Here is a 9,496-nt window from a genome sequence, read left to right on the forward strand (position 1 = left end):
CTTTTCTTTCGGCAATTAAAACACTTAAGGTGCGTGTTCAATAAGGATAGAACGGCGGTTAAGTTCGCGACGACAATCGCCAATGCCGGCACTAGCACGTCAATCGCATCAACGTTCTAGGCGGCGTCGTTTCAAGCAGCGTGCTTCTTTTGTTTTGTGATGATGTCTATAGTTGGCGATTGACGTGGGCAGTCTTAACAGAAGAACCTCTGTCGATATGTGATGATTACCGGACTTTTTGAATAACCTCTTTAAAGAAATTCTTTACCCAATAAAGCGGATAAAAACTGATCAACTTGAGGCAGACTGCGGACGCCTTCCTGGTAGCAAACCCATGTGTCACGTGTAACAGGTTGATTATCAAGCAGCAGTGGAACATGCGGGTACTCATCCATCATGGAATCGGAAACACTTTTTGGCAGCACTGCCATCCCAAGTCCCTGCTTCATTAATTGTTTGCATGTTTCAATCTGATCGACACTGATCATTTTTATCGGTTTGATCTGTCCCTGGTGATAATAAAGCCAATTATCAACCAACTCGTGCATACTGTCATCACTCTTAAATGAAATGAGCGGGCGTTCCTTTAATTGATTGTCCGGGAATGGCTCGGTATCAAAGATATATAACGGGTCTTCAAATAATGGCTGGCTGACCGTTTCCTTTAATTTTTCACCACGGATAATACAAACATGATAGTTTTTATGTTCACGCTTAATGTCTTCACTGATACCTGTGACAAGATCAATCGTCACTTTCGGAAATGCATGCGTGTATTCACCCAAAATTGCTGGCAAAAACCGCTGACTGACCAAGGATGAACAAGCAATCGACAGCGTCCCTTGCACTTCACCGCTTGATTGGGCAAGCGAGCTTTTAATCGCTTCCTCCTGCTCAATTACGTTTCTGGCATGTTCCAGAATCATTTCGCCGGCAGGGGTGAGCACCAGACTTTTGGACGTACGGATGAATATCGATTCGCCAAAATATTCCTCAATATATTTCAGACGCTGGGTCACAGCAGGCTGCGAAATTAAAACAGCCTTAGCCGTACCACGGACTGTACCAATTTCATTCAGTTTCAAAAGTAATTCATAGTCGTCTATTTTCATGAATGATACCTCGTTTGATAATTAATTGTTATTTATTTTGATTATAACGTAAAATATTATTTATTGCACATCGATCGTCCTGGTGAACTTCCAGCCAAACATAAAGCTGACCGGTTATCCATCAAGGTCAGCTAATCTTTATCGATTGCTTTGTCTTATTCGGTTAAGAAAATAGATGAAATTGTCTCGGTGATTAAAGAATACAATGAATATGTTGCCCAATCGCTCAAATTAAAAGAGTAGCAATTTATAATTCATGGATCCCTTGATTTTATTCTTCACATATGGAACCATTCAAATGATCTCACAAACCTAAAGTTCATCACGCCATGCCTGCAGCGCTTTGCCTTTATTTTCACTAATGTTGCCTTCACGCTTTAATAATCGCAATATGTCATCATAATTTGTGATGGTTTTATAATCCAACGCAGCTTCGGAAAATAACTTACTCGACTTTCCTAATCCATATGTGAAAATCGCCAGGACACCAAGTACATGCACACCCTCTTGTTGCAATGCTTTCGCTGCTTCAATGGAAGATTTACCAGTCGAAATTAAATCCTCAATGACGACAGCAAGCTGTCCTGATTCCAGCTTCCCTTCAATTTGATTCTCTTTTCCATGTCCTTTTGGTTTAGACCGAACGTAAACCATTGGCAGATCAAGTTTATCCGCAACCAATAACGCATGCGGAATTCCTGCCGTTGCGCAGCCGGCAATGATGTCGGGCTTTCGATCCATCGCTTTAATCATCTGGACAAATGCGTACGCAATCTTATTACGTATGCCTGGATAGGCCATCGTTAACCGGTTATCACAATAGATTGGCGATTTAATTCCCGATGTCCAGGTAAAATAATCATCAGGCCTGATCTGAACCGCCTTTATATAAAGCAGGTCGCTTGCTATTTCATGACTTAATTCCATGTTTCCACTCCTTTTGTACTTTTTCATATGCTGCCCTCGGATTTCCGGCATTTGTGACGGCCCGTCCCACAATAAGAATATCTGCCCCATTTTCACGGGCTAATGTCGCCGTGGCAATCCGTTTTTGATCATTATCCGCTGAATCCAACAGTCTAATTCCTGGTGTTACGGTTAAAAATGACGAACCACAGGCTTCCTTAATCCTGTTTGCTTCATGTACTGAGCAGACCACACCGTCCGCGCCATTTTGACAGGCAAAATCGGCAAAATGAACAGCATTATCCTGCACATTTCCTTGCAGCCTCATTTCATCGTTCACGGTTCTGTTATCCATTGATGTCAGTACCGTAACAGCAATCAATTTTGGTACGCGAGATGCTGACGAACCAGCCATTAACCCCTCTCTCGCCCGTTGAATCATGTCGCTTCCGCCCAAGGCATGAACATTTACCATTTCAACGCCAAGCCCGGCAATATTTTTCATAGTCTTCATAACAGTTGTGGGAATGTCATGAAGTTTTAAATCGAGAAAAACATCATGATTATGTTGCTTTAACGTATTAATCAACCGGGGGCCTTCACGGTAGAAAAGCTCCATTCCCACCTTGACAGGAACGCCATAAAGTTCATTCTGCGCTATAAAATTCTCTGCTTCTTGCCATGCCGGAAAATCCAATGCCAGAAATATTTTTCCCTTCATGCAGCATAATGCCCCCTTCCGATAGCAGCGCTCACCGAATCGAAACCATATTTTTGTAAAACATGTGGCAATTCACCAATGATTTCCAGACAAACATACGGGTTTTGAAAATTCGCTGTTCCAATCGCAACCGCACTTGCCCCTGCCAGCAGGAATTCCAGCACATCCTCGGCTGCTGAAATACCGCCCATGCCAATAATCGGAATCGAGACATGCTGCTTCACTTCATAGATCATGCGGATCGCGATTGGCTTGATCGCCTGACCGGACAGCCCGCCGGTTTGATTGGCCAATAATGGCCTCCTTCCCGACAAATCCATTTGCATGCCGGTAAGTGTATTGATCATGGACAAACCATCCGCTCCTGCCTGTTCAACAGCTTTGGCCACCGCCGTAATGTCTGATACGTTTGGTGAAAGTTTGACATAGACCGGCAGATTGCTGGCAGCCTTCACTTTCGCCGTTACATCGGCGGCCATGTCAGGATCCGTCCCGAACTGGATTCCCCCTTTTTTCACGTTCGGGCACGAAATGTTAAGTTCAAATGCATTAACGGCCTTCGTTTTGTAAAACGTCGAAGCAATTTTGACATATTCTTCAGTTGTTCTTCCGGCCACATTTGCAATGATCGGTACTTCATACCCTGCCAGGAATGGCACTTCATTCGCTATAATCTTTTCCACACCGGGATTTTGCAGTCCGATTGCATTCAGCATACCAGACGCTGTTTCTGCAACACGGGGCGTATTATTGCCATAACGCTCCTCACCAGTTGCGGCTTTCATAATAATTGCCCCAAGCTGACTCAAATCGTAAAATTCACTATATTCCCTGCCGAATCCAAAACATCCTGATGCCGGCATTACCGGATTTTTCAGTTTTAACCCTGGTAAATCAACAGATAAATTTGTCATAACATCACCTCATCTGCAGCAAAAACCGGACCATCTGAACAAATTTTCCGGTATCCCCCTTCTGAATCGGTTGGAATGACACAGGCGAAACATGCTCCCACACCACAACCCATACGCGCTTCCAGTGAAATGGAACCTTGATGGTCGGACAGCTTATTCGTGACGGCCTTAAGCATTGGGATTGGGCCACAGGAAAAGTAGCGGTCAAAATTTCCAACCTGATCCAATACACTTGTTACGAAACCTTGGTTGCCGTAACTGCCATCATTAGTGACGACATATGTTTTTCCGAACTCCTGGAACATCCCTTCATAAAATACATACTCTTTCGACTGAAATCCAAGTATGGTTTTAATATGAATGCCTTTTTTGCTGAGCTCTTTGCCCAGACCATATAAAGGCGGGATACCTATTCCACCGCCGATCAACAGCGCCGTTTCCATTGTTGCCTCATCATAAGAAAACCCATTTCCGGCCGGTCCGATGGCATCCAGTGTCACCCCGGGCTGACACGCAGATAACCACTTCGTTCCATTACCGGTTATTTTAAATAAAATGGTTACGGCGTCGTTTTCCTGATTAATACTTGCAATGGAGATCGGTCTTCTTAGCGTACGACTGTCGACCAGCAAATGCAGGAACTGACCCGGCTTGGCATTACAGGCTATATAAGCATTTTGCAAGATCATTTCAAACGTATCCCGACCAATTTCCCGTACAGACGCCACCGTCATCTCAACACGTTTCATCATAATGGAACCGCCCGTTTATCAATCATTGGTTTAACACTGAATGTTGTCGCATCTATTACATTCAAAATGGCCTTTACCGTATCCAGGTTTCTCAAAAAGACGATGCCATGCTCCACCGATTCACGGCGGAACCGTCCTACTGTGACCAGATTGTCGCCGTGATTGCCGGTCATGCTCGTGTTAAAAACGACTTCTCTCATCGAATCTTTTTCAGCACCAAAGCCAATGCCTGCGAAAATGATGCCGTCTCCCAAAATAAGCTGTCGCTCAGTCATCCAACCCCTCCTTATAAACGATTTTTCCGTCAACGACAGTTGCTTTAGGAACACCCTGAACCTGCCAGCCATGAAAAGGCGTGTTTTTGCCTTTTGAATAAAACGCGTTTTTATCCAAATATGTTGTTTTATTCAGATCCACTATTGTTAGATCGGCAGCCGCCCCTTCTTCTAAAACACCATAAGGCAATCGGAAAGTCTTGGCCGGTTTAACGGTCAGCCAGTCAATTAATTGTTTCAGGGTCACGTGTTTTGTTCTGACCAAATATGTATATAAGAGCGGAAAGGCCGTTTCCAGACCAACAATGCCAAATGGCGCCTGTTGCATGCCTGATGCTTTTTCGGCCTCTGCATGTGGGGCATGGTCTGTTGCAATGAAGTCGATTGTTCCATCAAGTAATCCGTCGATTAATGCCTGCTGGTCCGCTTTAGTACGCAAAGGCGGATTCATTTTGAAATCAGCATTATTTTCTCGGAGATCTTTTTCATTCAGTAACAAATGGTGTGGGGTTACCTCAGCGGTTACGTGAATACCGGCATTTTTGGCATCCCGGATGATTCTTACCGATTCCTCTGTACTCACATGGCAGACATGGTAATGGCATCCTGCTGTTTCCGCCAGTAATACATCACGGGCAATCTGCACCGATTCACTTAATGACGGGATTCCAGGCAGGCCGAGACGTTCACTTACCTCACCATCATGAACAACGCCGCCATAGACAAGCGAATTATCCTCGCAATGCGCAACGATCGACTTTCCAACAGAAGCCGCTTCTCGCATTGCCTTCAGCATCATGTCAGCACTTTGAACACCCACACCGTCATCCGTAAAAGCAAATGCACCGAATTGGGCCAAACTGGTTATGTCCGTCTGTTCCTCACCTTTTAACCCTTTCGTGATGGATGCATATGGCAAGACACGTACGCTGGCGTCCCGATTAATTTTTTCCAGCAGTATTTGAAGTGTTTCGGTATGATCTGGAGCAGGCTTCGTGTTCGGCATTGCACATATCGTCGTAAATCCGCCGCATGCGGCCGCTTTTGTACCGGTAGCAATAGTTTCCTTATGTTCGTCTCCAGGTTCACGTAAATGAACATGCACATCAACAAAACCGGGAAACACAAGCTTATTCTTACAATCTATCGTTGTATCAACATCGTCATCGATATCAAATGCTATTTTCTTAATCTTTCGCTCGTCAATTAAGATGTCACATTTTACTGTTTCATTGTCTTGTAATAATTGTCTGGTATTTTTCAGCAAAATTGTCATGTTCGACTCCCCATTCGTTCAGCAAAATTGATATGATAGCCATTCGTGTATACACACCATTTTGCATTTGTTTAAAAATCCTTGAACGCTCACATTCTACCAATCTGGTATCTATTTCAACACCACGGTTTACGGGGGCGGGATGCATGACAATGGCATGCCGCTGCATTCTCTGTTCGCGTTCCATCGTCAGGCCGTGGTTTGCGAGATATGAAAATGAATGAAACGATGCCGATGTATGCCGTTCATGCTGGACTCTGAGCAGCATGAGCACATCACACATGTCACACGCTTCATCGATTGACACATATGGTATACCCAATGAATCATCTTCAAACCCTGGTGCTGCCGCAAAATACACGTTTGCGCCGAGCGTCACCAATGCATAAACGTTTGACCGTGCTACCCGGCTATGCTTGATATCACCGGCTATGACAACATTCAAATCTTCAAATGTTCCAAATTCCTGATAAATTGTCAATAGATCCAGCATCGACTGTGTCGGATGCTCCCCTGTACCGGCACCGGCATTAATGACCGGAATCGACGTCCGATCAATCAACTCATCGTACCAGTGAGCACACGTATGGCGGACAATCAGCATATCAGCCCCGATTGCTTCATACGTCCGCGCCGTATCATAAAGTGACTCGCCCTTGGCCATGCTTGATTTTTCCATCTGAAAATCCAGGCTTTCCATTCCCAGCTTCTTTTCGGCAATTTGAAAACTCATTTTGGTCCGGGTGCTCGGTTCAAAAAACAAATTGGCTGCAATATAGTTTTCCGATAATAACGCTGGGTGTTTCCGCATTTCTTCAGCTGTACTCAAAATGCGATAAATGGAAGCGGCCGAAAGTTCTCTCGTCGATATAAAATGACGCATCGAAAATCATCCTTTCCAGTACAAACTAGGCTGCATCACCACGGTTCTTTTTCTTCTGAACTTCACTGTCATCAAACATAGCGCCATTACCGTATCCGCTCTCTTTTCCAGGTAATACAAGGTTCAGTAATACACCAATGATGGCGGACAGTGCCATTCCGGCAATTTGCAGATTATCTGATAACTGAATAAACGCCCCGCCAACACCGATCACCAAAATGACAGATGCAATCACAAGATTTCGTTTGTCGCTCAGATCCACCTGATTATCAATCAGCATGCGCAAACCATTCGAGGCAATAATCCCGAATAATAGGATTGAAACTCCGCCCATGACGGCTGACGGAATTGAACTGATCAAAGCTGTAATAATGCCGGTAAAGCCAAAGGTGATGGCGAATAAAGCTGCCCCGCCAATGACAAACACACTGAACACCCTGGTAATGGATAAGACACCGATATTTTCACCATACGTCGTGTTTGGCGGTCCGCCCAGAAAAGATGCAATCACCGTTGCGACGCCATCCCCGAGAATGGATCGGTGCAGGCCAGGCTTCTGAATGAAGTTTCTTCCGACAACCTTGGACAGCACCATCTGATCACCGATATGTTCGGCAATTGTGACAAGAGCGACCGGAACCATCAGCAGTACGATTTCACCACTGATGATGTCAAGCGGCGAATAATGGACAAACGGTACAATAAAATCCGGTGATTTGAAAATTGCGGAAAAGAATTCCCCAATGGACCCTGCTGACATGATGGCTGTCCATTCCGCTTTGACAGCTGCTGTGTCCACAACACCTTGGAAAAGAGCAAACACATAGCCAGCAACAATCCCGATGAGGATCGGGATTAATCCAAAAAACCCTTTGAAAAAGATTGAAGCAACAATCGTGACGGCCAAGGTGAACAGTGCAACACCAAAGTGCGTACCGCTGTATACATTTTCATCCAGCCCCGGTACATACATGGACATGTCAATGGCTGTTGAGGCAAGACCAAGTCCAATTACAATAATCACAGGACCTACAACAATCGGCGGTAAAATTCGCATGAGCCAATTTAACCCTGATAATCGGATGAACACGGCTACAATGCCATATACAACGCCGGCCAAAAAACTTCCAATCATCGCCCCGGCAGGACCGCTGGCGCTACTGGCACCAATAATCGGCGCAATAAATGCAAAGCTTGATCCAAGGTATGCCGGAATTTTTCCTTTGGTAATCAGTAAATAGGCAAGTGTTCCAAGACCGCTTGATATCAGTGCTACTGCCGGCGACAATCCAGTCAGGAACGGAACCAAAATAGTGGAACCAAACATCGCAAATAAATGCTGTAGACTCAACACCACCCACTTTTGCAGTTTTGGCACCTCCTGGACATCCATAACCATCTTCTGTTCACTCATGACGATCTCCTCCCATTAGCATTTCATTTTAATTTTTTTGATTAAAGCAATATCTTGCAGCTGATCCAATGAGATCGATTGCGAATTTGTTCAAATTACGGCGAATATCCACTGAACTAAGCAATTCTCTATCAAACTATAGCGCAACGCTCAAATCTACAGCGATATTGCTACAATCTACAGCGGTATGCCCGAGTTTTGCCAACATCTGACGTGACTGCCGGCATGCACCTTATCTGCACGAAAAGTTCTTGTCCTTCAAGCCGCATTTCTCCTTTTGCTGAGATTTACAAACTCGACAAACCTTAGTGCACTTATGCCATAAAAAAAACCTCTTTGCGAAAGGCCGCAAAGAGGTATACGTGTCTTGTTAATACACACACGTTTCCTGATAGCGACCTTTTAAATCTCTCGGGATTTAATTAAAGGTCCTTCTATTATTTTTCGTAAATACTCACTTCATCCTGCTGATCCACTTCATGCAGCTGAACCATAATGATTTCCTGCTCAGATGTCGGAATGTTTTTCCCGACGTAATCAGCTCTGATTGGCAACTCGCGATGGCCCCGGTCTACCAGAACGCCGAGCTGGATCTGTGCCGGGCGTTCAATATCCATGACCGCATCCATCGCTGCCCGGACCGTTCTGCCTGTATAAAGGACATCATCGATTAAAATGACTTTCTTATTCTTCAGTTCAACGTCAATCTTCGTATCCTTTAACTCCGGATCTTCATTAGCGGTTACCTTCTCCAAATCATCACGGTACAAGGTAATATCCAACTCACCAGTTGGCACCGTTATGCCTTCAATCTGCCGGATTTTTTCCTGGAGCCGCTTTGTCAGCGGTATGCCTCTTGTTTTGATGCCAACCAGCACAAGATGATCACCGCCTTTATTCTTTTCGAGGATTTCATGTGCGATCCGCGTCAGCGCTCGCTCCATTGCTGCCTGATCCAGAAGCGTTGTTTTTTTCCTCAACCTATCACCCCTGATACTGAAAAAACCCTTTTCACCACTGAGGCAAAAAAGGTTTTGGACACACATTACTCACATATGACAACGTTCCGGTACCTTTTTAGCCTCACTGGACCATTTTAAAGGTTTATATTTATTTGAGATAATTATGACAAAGTTCCCATCACCTGTCAATGCTTTTTCAGCACATTCTGTAAAAATTCTTTATGCCTATCCTTCCCTATGCAAAACATGGTAAAATAAAAAGAACAGTTAAAGAAAATGGG

10 protein-coding genes are annotated in these 9,496 nt (G+C 44.6%); all 10 read right to left on the reverse strand.

What is annotated here, in order from left to right; all coding sequences use genetic code 11:
- Window positions 1-251: 251 nt before the first annotated feature.
- Complete coding sequence (locus tag VK080_RS15275; protein WP_324225633.1) at window positions 252-1,112, reverse strand: LysR family transcriptional regulator; 861 nt, start codon at window positions 1,110-1,112, stop codon at window positions 252-254.
- Between the two features lie 312 nt (window positions 1,113-1,424).
- Entirely contained in the window at window positions 1,425-2,039 is a 615-nt protein-coding gene (pyrE, locus tag VK080_RS15280) for an orotate phosphoribosyltransferase (protein ID WP_324225634.1), read from the reverse strand.
- A complete protein-coding gene (gene pyrF / locus VK080_RS15285; RefSeq protein WP_324225635.1) occupies window positions 2,023-2,739 on the reverse strand; it encodes an orotidine-5'-phosphate decarboxylase in 717 nt (238 codons plus the stop codon). The genes pyrE and pyrF overlap by 17 nt, the downstream gene beginning before the upstream one ends.
- Window positions 2,736-3,653, reverse strand: a complete 918-nt coding sequence (locus tag VK080_RS15290) for a dihydroorotate dehydrogenase (RefSeq protein ID WP_324225636.1) — start codon at window positions 3,651-3,653, stop codon at window positions 2,736-2,738. Before VK080_RS15290 ends, pyrF begins: the two co-directional genes overlap by 4 nt.
- The gene (locus tag VK080_RS15295) at window positions 3,650-4,405 is read right to left on the reverse strand and encodes a dihydroorotate dehydrogenase electron transfer subunit (RefSeq protein ID WP_324225637.1); all 756 of its coding nucleotides are present in this window, start codon (window positions 4,403-4,405) and stop codon (window positions 3,650-3,652) included. The genes VK080_RS15290 and VK080_RS15295 overlap by 4 nt, the downstream gene beginning before the upstream one ends.
- Entirely contained in the window at window positions 4,402-4,680 is a 279-nt protein-coding gene (locus VK080_RS16095; RefSeq protein ID WP_414672261.1) for a carbamoyl-phosphate synthase domain-containing protein, read from the reverse strand. The genes VK080_RS15295 and VK080_RS16095 overlap by 4 nt, the downstream gene beginning before the upstream one ends.
- Entirely contained in the window at window positions 4,673-5,956 is a 1,284-nt protein-coding gene (locus tag VK080_RS15305; protein ID WP_324225638.1) for a dihydroorotase, read from the reverse strand. The genes VK080_RS16095 and VK080_RS15305 overlap by 8 nt, the downstream gene beginning before the upstream one ends.
- Window positions 5,910-6,839, reverse strand: coding sequence for an aspartate carbamoyltransferase catalytic subunit (locus VK080_RS15310; protein ID WP_324225639.1), 930 nt, complete (start codon window positions 6,837-6,839; stop codon window positions 5,910-5,912). The genes VK080_RS15305 and VK080_RS15310 overlap by 47 nt, the downstream gene beginning before the upstream one ends.
- A 25-nt stretch (window positions 6,840-6,864) precedes the next feature.
- Entirely contained in the window at window positions 6,865-8,253 is a 1,389-nt protein-coding gene (locus VK080_RS15315) for a solute carrier family 23 protein (RefSeq protein ID WP_324225640.1), read from the reverse strand.
- A 437-nt stretch (window positions 8,254-8,690) separates the two neighbouring features.
- Window positions 8,691-9,233 carry a bifunctional pyr operon transcriptional regulator/uracil phosphoribosyltransferase PyrR gene (gene pyrR / locus VK080_RS15320; RefSeq protein ID WP_324225641.1) on the reverse strand — a complete coding sequence of 181 codons (543 nt, stop codon included), beginning with the start codon at window positions 9,231-9,233 and terminating at the stop codon, window positions 8,691-8,693.
- Between the last annotated feature and the right edge of the window lie 263 nt (window positions 9,234-9,496).

The sequence above is a fragment of the Lentibacillus sp. genome (genome assembly GCF_035301925.1).
In the GTDB taxonomy this organism is placed as follows: domain Bacteria; phylum Bacillota; class Bacilli; order Bacillales; family Amphibacillaceae; genus Lentibacillus.